We start from the raw sequence: 20779 nt of genomic DNA, 5'->3' as shown, positions 1-20779 counted from the left end.
CTCAAGGGCGTTATCAAGGATAAAAAGAAAAAGGTGACGGCGACCTATTGTGCAGACAAGGGAATTGCCGAAGACGCCCTGACCGACGAAGACAGGGCTGAAATTGAACGCCTGTCGCAGCCGGAATTCTTTGACGAAGACGACCAAAAAGCTTGGGACAAGAGTGTGCGCCGTTGGTGCAAACCGGGCGGCGATGCCGACATCTACATCACGCATCTTTGTAATCAGCGCCTCCAGTGGCGTTTCCCCAAAGAGGACTTCAAGTTCCCTGCCCACGAAACGGATGTGGGTAAGCGCATGTACAAGGAACTGAATTGTATCCGCAACATGAACGTGGCGGGCTACCTCTTGATTGTGTGGGACTTTATCAACTGGTCTCGTGAACACGGAATTCCCGTGGGCCCGGGCCGTGGTTCTGCAGCTGGTTCTCTGGTCACCTACATTATCGGTATTACCGACATAGACCCGCTGACTTTTGACCTCCTTTTTGAACGATTCTTGAACCCTGAACGTGTGTCCATGCCGGATATCGATACCGACTTTGCAGACCGTGACCGCGGTCGCGTGATTCAGTATGTGACGGATAAGTACGGCAAGGAATGCGTGGGCCAGATTATTACCTACGGTATGCTCAAGTCAAAGGCGGTGATTACCGACGTGGCTCGCGTCTTGGGACTTCCGCCTGCCGAAGCAAAGCAGATTACCAAGCTGTTCCCGCAGCGCACTTTGAACTTTAGCCTTAAGCAAGCTTGGACGGGTAAAGACAAGAAGGGCAATAACCTCGAAGATGGTTACAGCCCGGAACCCCTGCAGGCGATGATTGGCAGCCGCGCCAGTTACCAGAACTTGTGGGATATCGCTAAAAAGCTTGAAGATTTGCCCCGCCAAACTGGTGTGCATGCTTGCGGCGTGGTGATTACGCCGACTCCGATTTATAACCTTGCTCCTTTGTACCGTGCCGCCCCCGAAGATACGCCGGTGGTGATGTACGACAAGCACTACGCCGAAGACATCGGACTTTTGAAGATGGACTTCCTTGGCCTTATCAACTTGTCGATCATTCAAGACACGGTGAACATGGTCAAGAAGAATCGTTCGATTGAACTTGACATGGGCCATATTCCTTTGGATGACAAGGAAACGTTTGACTTGCTCGGCAAGGGGATGACCACGACGGTGTTCCAGTTCGAATCTCCGGGTATGCAAAAATACCTGCGCGAACTGAAGCCCACACGAATCTTTGACTTGATCGCTATGAACGCCCTGTATCGTCCGGGGCCGATCGACCAGATTCCGCACTTTATTGCCCGTAAGAACGGCCAAGAAGAAATTGACTGCTATCACCCCGACTTGGAACAGGTGCTGGGTGAAACCTATGGCGTGATTGTGTACCAGGAACAGGTGATGAAACTAGCCCAGATTCTGGGTGGTTACACACTGGGTGGCGCTGACAACATCCGCCGTATCATGGCTAAAAAGATGCCCGAAAAGATGGCGAAACTCGAACCGGAGTTTTTCCAGAAATGCTTGGACAAGGGCTACGACAAGGCCATGATTCAAAAGGTGTGGAATGCGGTGCTTCCGTTCTGCGGATACGCATTCAACAAGAGTCATGCGGCTGCTTACGCTTACGTGGCTTACCAGACGGCATACCTGAAGGCGCATTACGGTCCTGAATACATGGCCGCTTCCATGACGTCTAAAATGGGTAAGACCGAAGATATTGTGACGATTATTCTGGAATGCAAACGCCTTGATATCGAAGTGGTGTCGCCCAACATTAATGCCTCCATGGGAGAATTCGTGGCCAATACGGAAGGCCAGATTCTGTTTGGCCTGGCAGGCATTCGTAACGTGGGTATCGCTGTCGTCGAAGATATTATTGCTGAAAGAGAACGCCGCGGCAAGTTCAAGGACATCTTTGATTTCTGCAAGCGCGTGACTGAATACCAGGGCGAACAGAAAGAAAAACGCCCGCCCATGAACAAGCGCCTTATCGAAAGTTTGATTATGGCCGGCGCTCTTGACGAATTCCCGGGCAACCGCGCCGTACTTATGGCAACTGTGGACCGCGCCATGGAAGTGGCCGCCCGCAGTCAAGAAGACAAAGACCGCGGACAGATGTCGCTCTTTGACATGGGCGGCGGCGCGCCTTCTATGGATAGCTCTGCCGAAGTCCTCGAAGAAGCGGAAGAATGGTCTGCCATGGAAATGCTCAACAAGGAACGCGACGTGGTGGGCATGTTCTTGTCGGGCCACCCGCTCGATGAATTCCGCCCGGAACTGCAGGGTTTTACCTCTTGCTCTTTGGACGAAGAAGAATTGACTCGCCATGAAGGCGGAACCGTGATTGTGGGTGGCGTGGTGACCAAGCTCCGCTCGATTGAAACCAAGCGCGGCGATACCATTGGCGCAGGCTCCATTCAAGACTTCCACGGTGATTTGGAAATGTTCTTCAAGAAGGACCTGTGGGAAAAATTCCGCGATACTGTGGCGCTGGATGACCGCGTGCTCGTAAAGGGTGCGCTTGAACACCAGCGTATGGGCGACGGTATGCAGCTGGTGGTCGAAGAAGTTATCCAGCTGGATCGCGTACGTTCGGACATGGTGAGCCACATTCACATGGTCGTTTATTCTTCGATGATCGATGACAACTTCACCGACAAGTTGCTGACGGCCATGGAAAAGTACGAACCCTTCGAAGGCGAACGCGGTTGCGAAATCGTGTGCCATGTCGAGGCGGAATCCGGCAACGTGCATGTGCTTGCCTTGAAGAACAAGAAGGTCGTTTATACTCCGGAATTGCTGCAGTTCTTGCGTAAAGAATTGGGCGCCGCGAAGGTCTGGGTCTCGAATCGTGCCAAGCGGTAAAAGTATATGGCGAGCGAGCCGTACATTCTGATTTGCGCAGGCGAGGACTCCGGGGACTGCGTTGGTGCACCCTTAGTCAAGACACTCGTTTCTCAAAATTTTGCTGTAAAAGGTTCGGGCGGCCGCCGCATGCAGGCGGCGGGAATGTTGTCCTTGGTCGACTTCGAAACTTTGCCGGTCTCTGGCTTTGGCGATGTCTTGCCCAAGTACTTCAAACTGCGTCAGAGTTTTAATGTGTTAAAGTCGGCGCTGGAATCGCCGGAATGTCTCGGGCTGATTGCTGTCGATTACCCGGGTTTTAACATGAAACTGGTGGCGCGTGCGGGGGAGCTCCGCAAGCCCGCTTTGTATGTGGCGCCTCCGCAAGTGTGGGCCTGGAAGCGCAAACGCGCGAAGGTCCTTGCCAAAAATCCGTACGTCAAGCTCGCCGTATTCTTTGATTTCGAAGAATCGGTGTACCGCGAAGCTGGCTGTAACGTGGTCCGCGTCAAGCATCCGTTCGCTGAAATTAAAAATGCTGCTTCTCTCAACGAGAATCTTCGCGACGCAGCAAACCAGATTCTCCTTCTTCCCGGAAGTCGCAAGGCGCAGGCGCTCCGCAACTTGCCTGTTTATCTGAAAGCGGTTCAGGATGCAAAAAATGTGGTTGTGGTGGCGGCACGTCAAGAACTGGTGAACTCATTCAAGAGGTTTGATGTTCCCGTGATTGTCGCGCCACAAAGTGCGGCAGAGCGAATGGCCTTGTATCAAAGCGCTGAATATGCTTTGACCGCCCCTGGAACATCGACCTTGGAACTGGCTTTGTCGGGGGCTTCTTTTACGGTATGCACCAAGCCCGACTTGTTGACCTATTGCCTTGGCCGCCTGTTTATCAAGACCAAATTCTTTGCGTTGCCCAACATCATTCTGAATCGTCTTGTGTTCTCAGAATACATCGTCCCCCCATGGTCGGGGGTCGACGTTTGGTCGTTTACCAAGGGTGAAAAAGAAAATGTCGCGAAAGAGCTTTCAGAAAAGCTCGCTATCGGGAGTTCTTTCGATCAGTTAGCGCTTGAATTTCTTGGCCAGTTCGTCGAGCGTAAATCGCAGTAACGTCGGGTGGCCGTAGGGCGACTTAAGCGGTTCTTCGGTAAGCATAAGCTGGCTTACGAGGGCGGCCATTTCTTCAGATTTAAGCTTGTCGCCTGCCTGGTAGGCATTCGTGTTTGCCCAAGCCTTGGCGATGGAGTCTTGAACCTTGACCATGTCGCCTTCGCTTTTGCTTTCGTCACCGATGCTGTCCAAAAAGTCCTTGACCGCCTTGATGGCGCGAGAAAGCGGAAGCGCGCTGGGGATGGCGCGAATTTGGTAGGTCTCGCCACCGAAATGTTCAATGTAAAAGCCCAAGTGCTTGAACTGGTCTTCAACGTTCTTGAGGGCTTCGACTTCGAGCTTGGAAAGTTCCAAGAGTTCCGGGAACAATAGCTCCTGACTGTCTAGGGCGGCTCCGTTTCTTAAGGTTTCAAGAGCTTGTTCGTAAAGAACGCGAGAATGTGCTGCATGTTGGTCAATCACCAAAAGGCCGTTCGAATCTTCGCCGGCAATGTAGGTGTTTGCAATCTGGAAAAAGGTGGGCGGTACCCATTGAGTTGCAGGTTCAGGAGTCTCGTTTACCTTGCCTTCTAGCGAAATGACTTTGCCTGCTTCAGGCGTGCTGAACAGGTCTTGGGCCAAATCATTCTGGGTGGCGGCTTTGCGGGGCTTTTCAAAAGAGAAACCTGCCGTTGGGAAATTCGACATTTCGGGAATGTCGCCGCTTGATTCCTTAGTGGTAAATTCTCTGGGGCTAAAGCTCGGAGTGGGGGCGGCGGCTGGCTTAGAGACCGGTTCCTCAAATCCGTAGGGAACTTCCGGCTTGCTGTCCTGGAGGTCGCTCAAGTCAATCAAGGGCGAATTGGCCTCCATGTCTTTGGTAAAGGCGTCGCGGATAGCGTGAGACACCACCAAGAATACCAGATTTTGGTTGGCAAAGCGAACTTCGCGCTTGGCAGGGTGCACGTTGACGTCAAATTCCATGTCCGGCATGTCTAGAAACAGTACCGAAACTGGCTTGCACTGGGCGCCGTACGGCTCGTATGCCTGCTGCACCGCCTTGCTGATCATCTTGCTTTCGATAGGGCGGTTGCGGATGAATAAAAATTGATGGTTTCGCTTGCCGTTGGTTTCGGTAGTGGGGGATACGTACCCCCAAACGTGTACGCCGGCTTCGGTGTAGTCGACCGGCAAAAGAGCCTTGGCGATTTTAGAACCGATTGCTTCGGCAATACGGTTGCGCAATTCGCCCGGGACTCCAGTAAACAAGGTCTTGTCTCCGACTTTGTAGTCAAATCGGATTTCGGGGTGCGCAATGGCCGTTTTTAGAACAACATCGAAAATTCGGGTGCTTTCTGCCGTTTCGCTGCTCAAAAAGTTGCGACGAACGGGGGTGTTGTAAAAAAGATTTTCAACTAAAAAGGTCGTGCCACGGCTGGCCTGAACGTCCTGTTTTTGAACAACGTTGCCGCCTTCCAAGATAATTCGGCCGGAATCGCCATCGTCGGTGGCGCTGGTAATGGTTAATTTGGACACAGCGGCAATGGAAGCCACGGCTTCGCCTCTAAAACCATTTGTCTGCAAATGGAATAGGTCGTCTGCATTAAAAAGCTTTGAGGTGGTGTGCCTCAGGTAACACAAATCCAAGTCGGCCTCGTTCATGCCCTTTCCGTTGTCGGTAACCTGGATCTTTTTCTTGCCACCTTCTTCAATGGACACCTGTATACGGGTGGCTCCTGCATCAATGGCGTTTTCAATCAGTTCTTTTACGGCCGACGCTGGGCGCTCAATCACCTCACCTGCGGCGATTTTATTGATGATTTCATCCGATAAAACGTGAATTTCAGCCGATTTCATGGCTCAAATATAGCCTTTTGGGGGTATTTTACGTATATTTTTGCTAAATTAATAGTCCGAAAAGGCTGAGTGGCGTTTTTCAAAATACCATTCAATAGAGTGAGGTAAAAGTGCTTTCTAACCTATTCCTTCAGTTGACTCACATTGAGTTGCTCATCTCATATCCTGTCAAGGATATCTTGACTCTCATTAAGCGAGACCCTCGTTTTAACGTTAAATTGTTAAACGACATCTACTTCGAAGATTCGTTCGTGGATGAAGGCGTCTACCGTTTCATGATGAACAATGTGGTGAACTGGCTCTACGAACGCGGCGAAAACCCGGATGCATTCGTTCAGCGCATTATGGACCGCTGTGCCTCGTTCGAAGCGATTCCGGCACGTAGCGTGCTTCGCTCTTACCTCCCGTACGTCTCCCAGTTCTACGCAACCGAAGACGTCCGTCAGCTCTGCCTCGATATTATCCCGAAGCGTTACCCGCTTCTCACCAATGCAAAGTTCCTGCATCGCGACTTGGTCGATGGCTTCCGCAAGGAATACTTCACCTACCGCTTCGATTCTCCGGGCATGTTGGTTACGAACCCCATGCGCTGGTTCAACGGCCTGGTGCAGGTCGGTGCACTCCTTTTGAACACTCCTCCTTACGAAAAGATTGAATACAAGGCCAGCCAGACCTCCTTTGTGGAGGCTCTTGAAAACCGAGTTGCTGCCGAAGTTCGTGATGATGGATGCGTTTACGTGAACGGCCGTCAGGTCGGTAAGTACATGACCTTTGGTGATTGCCTTGCCGAATATGGTCTCGATTGGGAATTTGAAGCCGAAAAGAAAATGGCTTGCATCCGCGCCACCGAAGATGTGGTGGACGATAAGGTGGGTGCAGTCCTGATTCATAAGGGTTGCTATTACGGCGCACCGGCTAGCGTGGTCTACTTCGACTACAAGGCCAACGTGGTGGCACCGGAACCGTTCAACAAGCTCATGAGCGCTGTGGTTAAGCAGGAATTCGATTCTTGGGAACCGATCCAGAAGGCCCAGGAACAGCTCTTGGAAGCCATGAACGACTCCGTGACGATTATCTACTACAAGAGCGACGATTCCATCTCTGTGAATAACAAGCACTTGATGCGTAACGTGCCGGCTCGCATTCTCCGCAACTTGCTGCGCGAATACAGCGCTACTGGTCGTGAAGAATTTGAAAACCGCGAATTCAAGCGTGATCCGTCTATTTGCATGGACCCGCTACGTCCGAACTTCGAAAGCCGTTTGAACCGCGTGATTGCTCATATCAACGGTTCCGACGATCCTGAACATCCGTCCGAAGGTGTGAAGAAGTTCTTCGAAATCGAACGTCACCGTCGCGGTGGATTCCGTTTTGTTCCGAAGTGCAAGATTATTTTCCACGAAGAGTAAACGCCAATTTACTTAATCCGAAATGTAATCGAAACGGATTTAGAAAATAAGTAATTTGGTAGTTCTCACGGGCAAATAAATGGGTATATTTGGAATCGTGAACGGTAGAAGGGTAAATCCTCAAACGACACTATCATTGCTCCCCTCCTGATAGGTTCAAGGTTCCACATACCGATTCATATTTTCTCCTTCTTAGGAAAGGGTTCCCGCAAGGGAGCCCTTTCTTTCTTTATGCGCCTCGATGGCGCATAAAGAAAGCATGTTCTGGGCCTCGGTCATGTGCAAACAAGTTTGCCCGCGACGCTCGGCCTGCGAACATGTCTTTCCAAGCTAACTCTTCGGCTTGGCCATGTACAAGCCTTTGGCTTGTCCGCGACTCTCGCCTTACGAGTTAGTCTTTTTCGAGAATCTAAAAAGGGACGGCTTGCGAACAAGTCTTTTTATAGCGGCTCGGAAATGGCAATGCAAGCATTGCCGCGGCTCGGTCTATTTTTGAGAGATAACTTCGACGGTTAATTTGTTGAAGGCGAGTTTGCCGCCGTCGCGGATTTCGAGTGCCGCGCGGAAGGTTGTGTCGTTCTTCTTGAACGGCTCAAGAACCGGCGTGAATTTGTTCTTAAGCAATCCTTCGACTTCGTCGTCGGTAAATTTACGCTGATAAAACACTTGCGGAATGCCAAAGCCGCATTGCGGGTTCATGCACACGTAAGCGGCGTGTGTAGCCTCGTTTGTGCCTTGGCCCGATGTACCGCTGCGGAAACGCAATTGGTCGCCGCAAACGGGGCAGGGGAGGTTTCTGCGCATGAATTCAAAGACGGTGCGACCCTTGTCGGCGCCTTCGCCCCATTTGAGGCGGGCTGCAAAATCGGAGCCTTTCTTGCTCTTGAAATCTTGAATTAGCGGCGTCTCGCCGTTGGTAAAGAGTTCGCCTATTTCGGTGGCGGTAAGCGTGTGGCCCGCAACGGTCTTGAATAGCGTGAATTTGCAATCGACGCCATCGGTTGCATTGGTGCAGAATAAGGCGTTCTTGTTTTCTTCGAGGGGGGCGCCGCAAAGCGGACACTTGTATTCCGTTTTCTGTCCGTGGAATTTGCCGTCGCTTTCAAATTCAAACTGAATGTTGAAATCTTTGTCGACCGAAAGTTTCGCTGAAAATTCGGTACCTTTCTTGCTCTTGAATCCGGCTATGGGGCCCACATGACCTTCGGCAAGGAGCGTCTTCATTTCGGAATGAGAAAGCATCTTGCCTGCCAGGGTGTGCCCGATTTTGAATCCGCATTCGGTCTTGGGGCACACGTAGCCCCAGGGGGCTACTTCGAGCGCGCTCCCGCATTTGGGGCATGGAATGCTTTCGGTCACGGTTTCGCGCTCGAACTGGCAGCCGTATCGCGCATGTAAGTCTGCGAATAGCTGCTTCACGTATTCAACGATTCCGTCGCGGAATTCTGCAGGCGCAAGCGTTCCTTTTTCGACCTGAGAAAGTTTGTATTCCCATTCGCCGGTCATTTCGGGCGACTTGACTTTTTCATCCATCAAGGCGATCACTTCGCGCCCGCGGGCGGTGCTTACCAGGTAATTCTTTTGCGCTTCTATGAACCCGCGTCTCTTGAGCGTCTCGATAATGCCTGCTTGCGTTGCCGGCGTACCCAAGCCTCGGTCCTTCATGGCTTCGGCCAGTTCTTCATTTTCGATTTGCTTGCCGGCCGTCTTCATGGCGGCAAGGAGCGTTGCCTCGGTATAGTATTTAGGCTTGCTCTTCTTTTTCTTTTGTAATTCTACGCTGTCAAAAGGCGCTTTGTCGCCGACATTCCATTCAGGAAAAACTTCAACCAAATTCGTGATGTCGTCGCTGTCGCCTTTACCCTCGGCGTCCTTGGATTCGACATCACCTTTCTTGCCTTTCGCTTTTTTCTTGTCGTCTTTTGTCTCTTTGACGAGTGCGCGGAAACCGAGATCTTCGTTGCGCTTGAGCTTCAGACGGAACAAATCTTTCTTTTCTCCCGTCTCCAGCACGATTTCCATTTCGTCCCACACGTACGGCTTCAGCCACGCCTGCACAAAGCGTTCCTTGGCGAGGTCGTAAATCTTCTGCTCCATTTCGGGCAAATCGTTCGGGGTTTCGCCGGTGGGGATAATGGCAAAGTGGTCGGTCACCTTGCTTGAATTGATAAAGACGAAATTTTCCCCAGCACCGCGCATGATTTTTTTCTGCTCGGGGGTAGCTAGCCTTTGTGCCAGGGCGTAGGCCTCCTGCTGCATGGTGTCGGGCAGGTATTGCGAATCGGTACGCGGGTAGGTGAGCAGTTTTTTTTCGTACAGATTCTGGGCGCAATCTAGAACTTGCTGGGCGCTGTATTTAAAACGCTTGTTGCCCTCTTTCTGCAATTCGGTCAAGTCGAATGGCTTTTGCGGAAATTGCTTTTTCTGCTGGTTATCGATTTTAGCTATAGTCGCTTCGGCAGGAGGGGCACAACGCGCCACCACCGCATTCGCTTCCGTTTCTTTCTCGAAAACAGCAACTTTAAGGTTCGCTTCGCCCTTGGCGTCTTCTTCTTTCTTGACAAATTGGGCTTGGTACCCTTTCCAAGTTCCAACGACGCTGTAGTAGAACAATTCCTTGAATTGCTCCACGATGGTATCGCGTTCCACAATCAAGTTGAGTGTAGGCGTCTGCACTCGGCCCACCGAAATCATCTTGCCGCGCCCTGCAGTAAGCGTATAGGCGCGTGTCGCGTTCAGACCCACCATCCAGTCGGCTCGCTGCCTTAAACGGGCTGCATAGCTCAAATTCACGCGTTGGGTGGCATCTTCCAGGTTTTTCCAGGCTTTGTCCAGGTCTTTGGCCACATAGCTGTTCACCCACAGGCGCTTGATGGTCTTTTGCTTAAAAGAGGGGGTGTAATCGAGCACCAGGTCAAAAATCAAGTTACCTTCGCGGCCGGCATCCGCTCCGTTCACAAGCACGTCGGCTTGCTCCATCATCTGGCGCACCACATTCAGCTGCTTTTTGGTGCTCTCGATTTCCATGAGCTTGAATTTTTCCGGGAGCAAGGGCAGATTCGAAAGTCGCCAGCCGCCTTCGAATCCGGGGTAAGCGTCAAGCGGGGCGAGCGTAATCAAGTGACCCACGCACCAGGTAATGCAGTGGTTCTTGCCGATTAAGCATCCGTCGCCCTGGGTAAATTTTTCCCCTTCCAACCGCTCCAGCATAGGGCGGTAGTGTTGGTTTGCGACAGAGGGTTTTTCGGCGACAAGCAGAATCACTGTTCAATATCCACTTGCAAAAGTTCTTTTTCCCAAGATTCCTTGGCGGCACGCAATTTTTTGAGCGACTCGTCGTCGGCTCCGCTTTGGTCGCGCAAGTCCATAAGGTCGCGGTACCCTTGGGCAAGTTTCTTTGCCTTGGGGTAGTCTTGAACTAGGGCTTCCAGTTCGTTTAAAATGGCCTGATCCGAGTAAAGCCTCGCTACGCCTTCGAGCGAATGCAGGATGTAGTCCTCGAATCGGTTTTCCTGCTTGGCTAGTTTAGCTTCCTCAAATTCCAGGGGCAAAATCCTGTCGACCCATTCCGCTTCGGCTGTAAAGAGCTCGTTGTCTTCGGCAAGGGCGTCTTTGCGGCGGGTCAGTTCCTGCTGTTTTTTGATGAACGGCCTGTAGGATTCTATGTCCAAAACGAATCCCTGTTTCTCAGAAAATTCCTTCAGATTTTTCAGGTTTGTTTCGGTAGGGTTGTTCAAAAGGCATTCTTTCAAGACCGAAAGCTGGTCTTTGGCCGGAAGTCGCTTGAAAGATTCACTTTTCATGCTCACGTCTTTGATTTTTAGCCAAAAAATACGCACGAAAATGAGTGCCATTACGATGGTAAATAGGGTAGAAAACGTCATTATGGGCCATTATTTAGAAAAATGTAGGGGACTGTTCCAGTCGCAAGTTAAAAATAAGTGTTTTCGGGCACGAACTTTCCGCAATTGGCTTATTTAAACGAATTTTCACAATAAAAAGTTAATAAAATGCAAAAAAAAGGTGTATATTTAAGATGGAATATTCTAAACCTATAATTATGGGTAAGGTGATTGGATTATTATGAAATTGAATTCTGTTAAGCGTATTGCACTTAGTGCGGCGTTGTTTGGACTTGTTGGAGTTGTGACTTCGCAGGCAGTTCCGGTTGATCCTGAAAATCAGCGCGAATTGGATATTATTATCCGAGACTTTAGTGTTGTTCATCCCGACTTTGAAAATTTCCAAGAAGAAGCTTATAACAGTATCAATCACGGTGGCGATTGTATCGGTAATAATTGCATTGGTAAGTTCCCGAGTACATGGAACATTACTTATTCTGCTGATGCGGAATGGACGACTCGTCGCTCTAATTATCCTCTTTATGGTTGCGGTAACACCCAGACTCCCGAATACGGCATTGCGGTTGGTGTGAATGGTTATCCGCACGATATCAAGACTCCCTCGGGCGCCGAGTCGACGACGCCTGACTATGTGCGTAGCGTGATTGACCAGACGGGTTACGCTTGGTACGGTGAATTCAAGGATTGCGCTTACGATGCAAAGTTGAACCCGCTTGGCCTTAAGGTGATGCGTGGCTTGGTGGCAGACCTTTGTTCCGATGCGTCGGGCACTTGGAACGCCAAAATGAAGGATGACCAGAAGACTTGTACTAAAATTTGTAAGCAGCACTCTTGGTCGCAGATCGTTTACACGACTCCGGGCATGGTGAAACAGAAGCTGGTCTTCCCGCCTGATCCGGGTAATTGCAGTGCTGACGACCCGACCAAGTGCGCCCTCGACATGTATGAACCGATTATTGAGAAAAATCGTCCTGCTTGCGATAATGGTTATTTTGAACAGTGGTATTTAGATGTCCCTGGCACGAATATGCGCACGAATACCATTTTGACCTTGGATAAGGATGCTGCTGATCCTGCTTACTTTGAAATTGACAGGAACTGGAACAACGGCGGCTACTTCCCGTTGGATTCCTTGGATGACAACCAGCTTCGCGTCATGAATAATAATGCGCTTGTTTTCCCGTTCATGAAAGAAAATCAGTTCGGCCCGCAGTCGCTGTCTATTTTCTGCCCGCCTTATAGTTACCAGTGGGCAAGCTCCCAGACCGATTACTTGGGTAGCGAAACGTCTGCTCTTTGCGATGCATGGCTTGCCAGTGGTGGCCCGAAGAACCCAGATGCTGCAATTGCTGCCGCATTGAGTGGCGCCGGAAAAAATGGTAACATGGGTCTTCGCCACTTGCGCAATTACGGCTTTACCATGATGGGTTACGCCGCATTCAAGTACAAGAAGGGCAAGAAAGAAGTCTTTAAGTTCACCGGTGACGATGACATGTGGATTTTCGTGGATGGCGTGTTGGTGGTTGACTTGGGTGGTACTCACCTTGCTGCTGCCGGTACGGCCGATATGGACTACCTGTCTCAGATGGGACATGGCTGCCATGCAGGCGATCCGCTGCTCGACTCTTGCGCCGTTAAGCTTGATGCCGATGGTTCCTGGTTGAACGATTCTTGGCACCACTTGCACTTCTTCTATGCAGACCGTCAGTCTGATGGCTCTAACCTGCGTATCCGCAGCTCCCTTTCTGAACTTGCCCCGTCTCGCTATGGTCAGCCCGCTATCGGTAGCGTGTCTGCAAAGCTTGACTCCAGCGGCAACCAGACTGTGACGATGTTCTTGAATACGACCTTGAATCCTGAAACCGTTCAGAATCTTGCCACATTTGGGTCGACTGTACCGGCAATTATCGTGATGCGTACAGAGACGGATCCGGCAACGGGCGTTAAGACTGTCAAGACTTACGGCTATTATGTCACTAGCGTCAAGGAAGGCGCAAGCATGGGTTCTGCCGGCGTGCAGTACACCTTTGAAGGTGTCTTGATGGATGAAAACGGCAATGTGGCCGAGAACCCGATTATTGTGGGTGGCGACAAGATTGCGTTTAACTCTCCCTATGACCAGGAATTTGTGAATAGTGACGAATATGGAATCCAAAAGGCTGACTATGCGGCTCAAGGTGTCGATGAGGCTACCTGGAATTCCTTGATTGCCTGGAACAAGAAGATGACCTTCAAGATCACGTCTTCTTCGGGTAAGTCCGTGGTGGGTTATCCGGATACTCCGGAAGATTGGCCGAATGCTGAATTCAGAGCTCCGACCATTATCTCTCCGTTCGTGTTGGATTCTGCAATCGTTCGCCCCGACTTTACCAACCAGGCAAACATTCTTACCAATATTGCCGAAAGCCACGATGGCGAACTGCCGCTGGACTACACTGGCGACCTCTTGTTCACCTCGGTGCCGAGTGGCGTGGGTAAGGACAACAACCCGCTGGCCCTCACGAGCGACGAAAAGAAGCTGTTCTCTCAGACAAGTGCCGATGGCTCTGTGAACGGTGTGACTAAGGCTTATGTGGGCGGCCAGGAATCCCCGACCTCCATGTGCTATTCTGCAAACGGCACGGAAAGCTGCTTCAGCGTGTCTTACCCGGTGATGGGCCCGTTCCGCATTAACGTTCGCGTGTTCGACCACTTGGGTCACTTTGTGAGCCAGTACCAGAAGAGCATGAACGAAGATCAGTTCCATGCCGCTTTGGGTGCCGCTCAGGGTAGCTGCGACGATGGTTCGAAGTACTATGGTGAAACGGGTGCAGGCTTTATCTCTGTCAAGATGTATCCGGTGTCCCAGAATGGTAGAGCCGTTGCTACGGGCCCCTACATTTACCAGGTGACCTTCATTCAGGAAGCATATCGTCCTTGCATTAAGTCGGGTAACGGTACTTATGCTCAGACGGTTTACTACTCTCGTACCTCTGAAACATACAGACGCGGTTACAAGCGCGCTAAGAACAAGAAGTAAGAGCTTCTCTTAAAAGATTTAAAGCCTCGGCGAAGCCGGGGCTTTTTCTTTTTGTGCCATCGAGTGCCGGAGCTAGTTAATGTGCCCGATCAGGGCGAAGGGTTCGGCATCCGTGATGGTGACGGTGAACCGTTCGCCCGGTTGTAGCGGCTCTTCGCTTGTGATAGCGACGGGGCGGTAAGCGGCGTTGCGGGCGATGTAGGTGCCCTTGCGGTAGCCGGGCTTTTCAATGACTACGGTTTCGATTTGGCCAATCCAGCGGGCGTTATTTTGGGTCGCGATGCGCTGGAAGGCTTCGGCAAGGGCGGCAGAACGAATGTGCTTGACTTCGTCGGGAACGGCGCCGGCCATGTTGTAGGCGGGCGTGTTCGGGCGTGCTACAAAGCGCGTGATATTGCAGACCGTCGGGCGCGTTTTTTCGAGAATGTCGAGAGTGTCGTTGAAGTCTTGTTCCGATTCGCCGGGGAATCCGACAATCATGTCGGTGCTGAGCGTGAATAGCGGGAATTTGTTGAATGCTTCGGCAAGCATCACATAGTCGGTGGCGGAATGCTTGCGGTTCATTGCCTTGAGAATGTTTTCGCTACCGCTTTGCACGGGAAGGTGAATGAATTTGTAGACACGATCGTCTTTAAAGCATTCAATAAGCTTGTCCAGGTATTGCATCATGTGGCGTGGGTTTCCCATGCCAAGGCGCAATTTGTAATTGCCTGGGACTTCGGCCAATATCTGTTGTACCAGTTCGGCCAGGTTAGTGCCGGTATCGAATCCGTAGCAGCCACAGTCTTGACCAGTCAACTGGATTTCGACGCAGCCGTCGTTTACAAGGCTTTTTACTTGTTGAATGATATCTGCTGCAGGGTAGCTGTGCAAACGGCCCTTGACGAGCCTTGTAGAGCAATACGCGCATGCATCCAAGCAACCTTCTTCGATGTTGACTATCCCCACCAACGGTGATTCCCGCAGCGTCTTGTTCCCGTCCCTGTCTCCCTGAACTCGTTTCAGGGTCAGCATTCCCTGCCCGAGCTCCTTCAAACTCGTGAAAACGATCTTATCCGTTATCTTTGATGCTTCTTCTCTAAAATCTTTCGGCGCACACCCTGTAATGAAAATCTTGGCGTCGGGGACGTTGCTCAGGGCTTCACGCAGCAGCTTGAGCGCTCCTGCGTTGCCTTTCACAGTGCAAACATTCAACACGAATGCTTGGGGCTTTTGCGTGTCGCTTGCTTTGACTTCGGGCATTCCAAAGACAACGTGGTATTCGTCAGCGAATATTCGCGCAATCTTTTCGCCGTCGCCAAAGTTGGCTGCGCAACCTTGGCTAATCACAGCGAGCAGCGGCTTGTTGATGACGCCTTCCATCGCTTTACCGATCGAATTTTTCCAGAGTGATTCCCTGGTAGTAATGGCTCAAGATTTCTTGATAGCTTTGCCCGGCCTGCGCACGTGCCCGCACTCCCATTTGGCACATGCCCACGCCGTGCCCGAATCCGGTGCCGGTAACAACCCATTCCTTGCCTTCTTTCTTTACGGTAAAGAAGGAGGATGGCAAAATCGTGCCGGCCTTCTTAAACAGCCAGCGAGTGCGATCGGTCAGAACGTCAAAATAACCCTTGTCGGTTTCGACGCGGAGCGTCATGATTCGACCGCTTTTTAACTTGTCTTTAATCTTGATGGATTTGATCTTTTTAAAATCTTTTCCGTTAGCGCTGCCAAATACTGCCTTTGCTTCGGTGGCGTTCGTCTTGAACAACTTGGCGATTTCCTTGTCGGCAAAACGACGTTCCCACTTGATGTAGCTGGACTCATCGCACCAGGGTTTGCCATTGGGGCGCATGTCTGGTACAGATTTCAGGTAGGGAAGGTCTGCGCGGTTCCAGGTGGCAAGCGTTTCGGTAACGCCACCGCATGTAGAATGGTAGTAGGCGATAATGAATTCGCCGCCGTAAGTCATCACCACGCCTGCGGTTGCCTTGACGGCTGCATCGGTCAGAGGTGTTGCCGATTCCAGGCCCTTGTACACTTGGTCCTTGGTGTCGGCGTATACGTCAAAGCCTACGGATTCGCGGCTGTTAAAATGCTTGTAGGCGTAAGTGCGTGCGGCCACCGCTTGCGCCTTTAAGGCTTCGATACGGCTGCTGTCCAGCTTGCCGATTTCGTAGGGAATCACGCCTCGCAAATAGTCTTCGACATCGACTGAATTGATAGCGTCAAGTTTGCCGTTTGTATTGCGGAACATGATGCTTCCGGGGTAGCATGCCTTGCCGAGACTTTTCTTGTCGGCGGCAACGGCGAGGCATCCGCCATCTTCGCTGTTGAATTCGTGGGCAATGTCTTCGGTGGAATTGCCGTCGGCTTCAAAACGAACCATGTTGCCATGCGGCGTGACGCGTACGGTTTCGCCTTGGTATTTCAGGTAGAGTTCCTTGACACCGGTGTAAATGCCTACGCGAAGCGGGCGGTCCAGTTCTTCGGGAATCAAATGTTCCTTGAATGCCGCCGGCACATCAGTTGCCGAAACGTCGGCTGCGGGCTGGTTTTCCACCTTCGGCTTGCTTTCGTTTTTTACAGCGGGCTTCGCTGTTACCGGAGGTTCTTCTGGAGGAGGCGGCAAATAGCTATCGACAATAGCCTTTGCGGACCTGCTGTTCAGAGGCGTTCGTTTCTTCTTTTCTTTATAAGAAGAGTCGCTCTTTGCAGAGGCTGCAGGAGCGACATTTTTAGAACTAATATTTTCGGGACTGTTGTTGGCGGGCGTAGGCTCGCTTGTCGTCGTCTCTTCGATGGGCGCGAAATTTACAGGCCCTTCCGGAACCTCTTCGGCGCTGGCAGGCACTTCAGCTTTCTGCACATCATCGGGTAGATCAAAATCATCGTCTGCGAAAGCAGCCGAAAATCCGAGTGTAAGTGCGAATAAAAGTGAAGGCCTAAGAAGCATTACTTCTTCTTCAGCTTCGCCTGCGTGTCCTTTGCCATTTTGCGCAGCTTAGACTGGTTCATGGTGCGGTCGGCAGTCGAAATCTTGTCTACGAACAAGTCGCCGTTCAGGTGGTCTGTTTCGTGCTGAATGCAGCGGCCAAAGAGCCCGTCGCAGTCATGCAGTTCCTGGGGTTCGCCATTGATGTCGAAAAAGCGTACGCAAACTTTGTCGGGGCGAATCACGTTGCAGAAAATATCCGGCACAGAAAGACAGCCTTCGTCGTAGGGCACCGGCTTTGCATCAGGTTCGGCTTCCCATTCGGGGTTGAACATGATGTAGGGGCGCGGATCTTCTTCGCCCGGAACGGCGGTGTCGATCACGACCAAGCGGATGTTCTTGCCAATCTGCGGAGCAGCAAGGCCGCAGCCCGGAGCGTCGTACATGGTTTCGAGCATGTCCTTGGCGAGCTGGCGCAGTTCAGGCGTAATCTCGGTGATGGGTTCGCACTTTTTGCGAAGCACCGGGTCGCCGTAAGTTTTGATTTCTAGAAGAGCCATGGGTTACTTCTTTTCTTCGGTCTTGGCCGGGGCTGTTTCTGCGTTCAGAACGCGGAGAATGGCGGACTTTTCAAAATCGATGATGGTGGTGGAACCCGTGCGCACAGAAATCGTAGTGCTGGTTTCGTCAATGTTTGTGACGGTACCGATAATGCCTGCGGTGGTAATCACCTTGTCACCCTTCTTGAGGGCCTTGCGCATTTCTTCCATCTTCTTCATTTCCTTGTTCTTCGGGCGAATGAAGAAGAGCCACATCACCACGAACAAAAGGATGAGCGGCAAGAAGCTGCCAATGGCGCTCGGCTGCTGTTCGGGAGCAGCTTCTTGGGCAAAGGCGGCAATGGAGGAAAGGGTCACGAGAAGTGCAGAAAGTTTCATGATTTTACCTGTTTGGGGTGAATTGATTTTACAGGTGTAAATATAGCAAACTACTTCACCAGCTTCTTGTCGAGAAGCGGGTAAATGCGGTTGAGTTCCATCAAATCGAGGATGGTGTCAAAATCGCCGTAGAAGAACGGAATGGCTTCGATTTCGGGCAGAACGGATCCGTCTCCAAGTGGAGTGGCCGTATTCAAAAGCTTGCGTTCCAGGAGCGGAAGCATCGTGCGCAAGGTAAGCGTGGCGCCGAACATGGCGCGTTTGCCCACTTTCAGGAGCGACTCTGTCTTGACGGTAAACGCCCCGTTTTTGAGCGGTTCCTTGCTCTGCTGCACGGTCTTGATGACCGCATTTAAAACCATCTGTTCGGTCATCGAAAGAATTTGCGGGGGAGCCTTCTTGTATCGTGCGCGGAACCGAATCGTTTCGTACAGCAAATGTATCACGTTGGCATTCTTCACGTGAATCTCTTCGCCCTGAATTTTTAGGACTTCGAGATCTTCAAGAATCTTCAGCAGGTCTTCGATGTTGTCTTTCGAAAGATTGAAAAGCTTTTCAACGCCGTCAATGACTTCGGTATGCGAAACATTGGGTTCTTCGCTCGCTTTGACGTGAGTCAAAAGCGAATCCAGAATGTAGAGTAAGCTCGGGAGAGCCTTGATCTTGTCGCTTTTGCGCTTGTTGTCGCCGGCAATCTGTAAACGCCCCGTCAAGAACGTAATGATAGACCTGAACCAGGCGGGTTCCTGTTCCAGCGATTCTTCCAAGGCGTCGGGCGTGATTTCAATCAGTTCGCAGTCTTCGGTGGCGGTAATGGTTTCGGTGTAGGGCTCTTTCTTTAAAAAGGCGAGTTCGCCAATTAAAGCGCCTGGACCGTAGGTGTTGATGGCGGTGCCGAGCGTGCTCTTGCCTTGCAGCTCGCCGTCGCGAACCACATAAAGGTTTTCGCCGGGGTCGCCTTCGCGGAATAAAATCTGTCCTTCTTCAAGCGTCATAGCACCCCTCGAATGTTTGTCTCGTAGCGTAACGCTTTCAAGAAATAATGGACTTTGGCTTTATGGATTTTGAAAAGGTCGCATTCAGGATTCTTGGGGTCGGATTTTACGAACCACTGGATTTGCAACAAATTAATCCATTGCGAAACATCGGCGTCGGGGAATTTCTCGTGAATGTAGCCAATCCAATCGGGACCAGTCTTTTCGGGCGATTCTTCGATGGTCGACAAAAACACGAGAATCTTTTTCTGCACAATGCTCAGCCTGTAAGGCGCGAATTCCGTTTCGGTTTCTTGAGCCCTAATGTAGTCCGTAAAGATGTCCAAGAGTTCCGGGTCGACAATCTTGCAGAATACTCGACCGTTCTTTTGCGAAAGTTTAATCAAGTGTCTGCGTAAAAGCGACTTGAAATCTTCTTGCGCAACCGTGGTCGAAATCTTGGTCAAGAATGAGTATTCTCGAAGCAGCTCGGCGAGATTGAATTCCGTGTCGCTAGGCTTATGGCACAGGTATTCGGCCAGACTCTTGAGAGAATTCCTTACGCGAGTCTCGATGGCGGCGCGCTTTAGCAAGTGTGTCTTTGCAGAAAGGTTGCGGATCAGAGCCAAGAGCCAAAGCGGGAGCCTCTTGAGTTCCGATTCCATGCACTCTTCGGTAACAAGCGTAATCTTGGAATCCTTGCTGGCCGAGAGTTCGTACTTGAACGGTTCGCGTTCAAGGAGTGCAGCCACCCCGACCAGGTCTCCCGGTCGCATGGTGAATACGACAGAATGGGGCGGAGTTGTTTCGCGGGCAACCAGTTCTCCTTCTTCAAGGATAACGAGGAACAGCAGTGAAAGCGCACCCATGCCGCCATTGGTAATGATTATTTCGGTTTTGGGATCATAATTCAGTTTGCTGATGTATGATTTTTCGGCAATCGCCTTGCGCAGCATCATGGTGCCCGCGTTGGGCGTATAATGGGTCATACCCAGATCCAAGGCCTCTTTGCATGCCTCGCACACCAAGGTCGGAGTTGCCATATCCGGTTCTCCGATCCCCATGCTGATAACGTTTTCCATGCCGACTGCTTTATCAAACATGGCCCTGATCGCGCCTTGCTCCAAGGCTTTTGCTTTTTTGTTAATATAACTCATGGCTAACAGCACCTCTTATTTTCATGTGCTAAATCCAAATGCTGCAGTGCTATGCCATGCATTTGGATCAGTTGTTATTCATACTGTCCATAATCGATTTGAAGTGATCCTGCATAAGCTCAACGGCTTTTTTCTCATCGCGGCGGCAAATGCTTTTATAAATATCAGCATGCTGCGAAGAAAACAGCTTGCCTTCATCTCTTGTCGGAAGCTTTTTCAGTCCGAGCTCAATACGTTTCTGCTCAAAAATCAGCATAGTAAGGAAGCTTTCCATAAACTTGTTGCGGGTGGCTCTTGCAATGGAAACATGGAAATCCAGAGAGGCATCCATAAAGTCCTCCCCTTTTTCAGCCAGCTGCTCATATTCAAGTGCAAGCTTTTCTATATTTGCAAGCTCCTCATCGGTCGCATATCTGCAGCAAAGCTTTACAGCCTCTTTTTCAATGCCTATCCTCACCGCATAAATGTCTATAAGATCCTTATACTCCGAACCGATAACCGATTCCTGAACGTTTTTATGCAAAATACTTGAAGTCACAGTCATATCGAGAGCTTCCAGGCGTTCGGTTCCCTTTTCGGTAAGAACACGGCCTTTGTTGCTGATTTTGTTCGTGTAGCCGTCTGTGTCAAGCTCTTTAAGATACCGTCCGGCAGTGGCTGTGCTCAGCTGAATGCCCATATCCTGAAGTCTGGCCTGAACGTC

General features: G+C 51.0%; 14 protein-coding genes. 4 read left to right on the top strand and 10 right to left on the bottom strand.

The window, feature by feature from the left end:
* Positions 1-2871, top strand: a 2871-nt coding sequence (dnaE, locus tag QZN53_RS11740) for a DNA polymerase III subunit alpha (RefSeq protein ID WP_163439125.1), incomplete at its 5' end; no start/stop codon positions are given.
* A gap of 6 nt (positions 2872-2877) precedes the next feature.
* The gene (locus QZN53_RS11735) at positions 2878-3963 is read left to right on the top strand and encodes a lipid-A-disaccharide synthase (RefSeq protein ID WP_163439124.1); all 1086 of its coding nucleotides are present in this window, start codon (positions 2878-2880) and stop codon (positions 3961-3963) included.
* On the opposite strand, the gene mutL is transcribed toward QZN53_RS11735, so the two are convergent.
* Positions 3916-5799: a DNA mismatch repair endonuclease MutL gene (gene mutL, locus QZN53_RS11730; RefSeq protein ID WP_163439123.1), complete on the bottom strand. Its 1884-nt coding sequence runs from the start codon at positions 5797-5799 to the stop codon at positions 3916-3918. The two genes, QZN53_RS11735 and mutL, sit on opposite strands and share 48 nt — an antisense overlap.
* Before the next feature lie 218 nt (positions 5800-6017).
* On the opposite strand from mutL, the gene QZN53_RS11725 reads away from it, so the two are divergent.
* A complete protein-coding gene (locus QZN53_RS11725) occupies positions 6018-7208 on the top strand; it encodes a hypothetical protein (RefSeq protein ID WP_294653275.1) in 1191 nt (396 codons plus the stop codon).
* 486 nt (positions 7209-7694) lie between these two features.
* Here the strand turns inward: QZN53_RS11725 and QZN53_RS11720 are convergent, their stop codons facing one another.
* A complete protein-coding gene (locus tag QZN53_RS11720; RefSeq protein ID WP_367269194.1) occupies positions 7695-10418 on the bottom strand; it encodes a DNA topoisomerase in 2724 nt (907 codons plus the stop codon).
* A 50-nt stretch (positions 10419-10468) separates the two neighbouring features.
* Entirely contained in the window at positions 10469-11062 is a 594-nt protein-coding gene (locus QZN53_RS11715) for a hypothetical protein (RefSeq protein WP_163439120.1), read from the bottom strand.
* A gap of 229 nt (positions 11063-11291) precedes the next feature.
* On the opposite strand from QZN53_RS11715, the gene QZN53_RS11710 reads away from it, so the two are divergent.
* On the top strand, positions 11292-14090 hold the full coding sequence (locus QZN53_RS11710; protein ID WP_163439119.1) for a fibro-slime domain-containing protein: 2799 nt from the start codon (positions 11292-11294) through the stop codon (positions 14088-14090).
* A 72-nt stretch (positions 14091-14162) separates the two neighbouring features.
* On the opposite strand, the gene QZN53_RS11705 is transcribed toward QZN53_RS11710, so the two are convergent.
* The 7 genes from QZN53_RS11705 to QZN53_RS11675 all read right to left on the bottom strand — a co-directional run.
* The gene (locus tag QZN53_RS11705; RefSeq protein ID WP_294653268.1) at positions 14163-15452 is read right to left on the bottom strand and encodes a tRNA (N(6)-L-threonylcarbamoyladenosine(37)-C(2))-methylthiotransferase; all 1290 of its coding nucleotides are present in this window, start codon (positions 15450-15452) and stop codon (positions 14163-14165) included.
* A gap of 4 nt (positions 15453-15456) precedes the next feature.
* Positions 15457-17028 carry a SpoIID/LytB domain-containing protein gene (locus QZN53_RS11700; protein WP_163439118.1) on the bottom strand — a complete coding sequence of 524 codons (1572 nt, stop codon included), beginning with the start codon at positions 17026-17028 and terminating at the stop codon, positions 15457-15459.
* On the bottom strand, positions 17028-17567 hold the full coding sequence (gene def / locus QZN53_RS11695; protein WP_163439117.1) for a peptide deformylase: 540 nt from the start codon (positions 17565-17567) through the stop codon (positions 17028-17030). The genes QZN53_RS11700 and def overlap by 1 nt, the downstream gene beginning before the upstream one ends.
* A gap of 3 nt (positions 17568-17570) precedes the next feature.
* Entirely contained in the window at positions 17571-17945 is a 375-nt protein-coding gene (yajC, locus tag QZN53_RS11690; protein ID WP_163439116.1) for a preprotein translocase subunit YajC, read from the bottom strand.
* A gap of 50 nt (positions 17946-17995) precedes the next feature.
* Positions 17996-18940, bottom strand: coding sequence for a Crp/Fnr family transcriptional regulator (locus QZN53_RS11685; protein WP_163439115.1), 945 nt, complete (start codon positions 18938-18940; stop codon positions 17996-17998).
* Positions 18937-20022, bottom strand: coding sequence for an aminotransferase class I/II-fold pyridoxal phosphate-dependent enzyme (locus QZN53_RS11680; RefSeq protein WP_163439114.1), 1086 nt, complete (start codon positions 20020-20022; stop codon positions 18937-18939). Before QZN53_RS11680 ends, QZN53_RS11685 begins: the two co-directional genes overlap by 4 nt.
* Before the next feature lie 121 nt (positions 20023-20143).
* Positions 20144-20779, bottom strand: a 636-nt coding sequence (locus tag QZN53_RS11675; RefSeq protein ID WP_163439113.1) for a FadR/GntR family transcriptional regulator, incomplete at its 5' end; no start/stop codon positions are given.

Origin of the sequence: uncultured Fibrobacter sp. (genome assembly GCF_900316465.1) — a bacterium.
Classification (GTDB): domain Bacteria; phylum Fibrobacterota; class Fibrobacteria; order Fibrobacterales; family Fibrobacteraceae; genus Fibrobacter.
This window is presented reverse-complemented; position numbering and strand designations above follow the sequence as displayed.

Coding starts and splice junctions, on each gene's coding strand:
- QZN53_RS11735 (WP_163439124.1), top strand. CDS start 2,878: ATGGCGAGCGAGCCGTACATTCTGATTTGCGCAGGCGAGGACTCCGGG.
- mutL (WP_163439123.1), bottom strand. CDS start 5,799: ATGAAATCGGCTGAAATTCACGTTTTATCGGATGAAATCATCAATAAA.
- QZN53_RS11720 (WP_367269194.1), bottom strand. CDS start 10,418: ATGCTGGAGCGGTTGGAAGGGGAAAAATTTACCCAGGGCGACGGATGC.
- QZN53_RS11715 (WP_163439120.1), bottom strand. CDS start 11,062: ATGGCACTCATTTTCGTGCGTATTTTTTGGCTAAAAATCAAAGACGTG.
- QZN53_RS11710 (WP_163439119.1), top strand. CDS start 11,292: ATGAAATTGAATTCTGTTAAGCGTATTGCACTTAGTGCGGCGTTGTTT.
- QZN53_RS11705 (WP_294653268.1), bottom strand. CDS start 15,452: ATGGAAGGCGTCATCAACAAGCCGCTGCTCGCTGTGATTAGCCAAGGT.
- QZN53_RS11700 (WP_163439118.1), bottom strand. CDS start 17,028: ATGCTTCTTAGGCCTTCACTTTTATTCGCACTTACACTCGGATTTTCG.
- def (WP_163439117.1), bottom strand. CDS start 17,567: ATGGCTCTTCTAGAAATCAAAACTTACGGCGACCCGGTGCTTCGCAAA.
- yajC (WP_163439116.1), bottom strand. CDS start 17,945: ATGAAACTTTCTGCACTTCTCGTGACCCTTTCCTCCATTGCCGCCTTT.
- QZN53_RS11685 (WP_163439115.1), bottom strand. CDS start 18,940: ATGACGCTTGAAGAAGGACAGATTTTATTCCGCGAAGGCGACCCCGGC.
- QZN53_RS11680 (WP_163439114.1), bottom strand. CDS start 20,022: ATGTTTGATAAAGCAGTCGGCATGGAAAACGTTATCAGCATGGGGATC.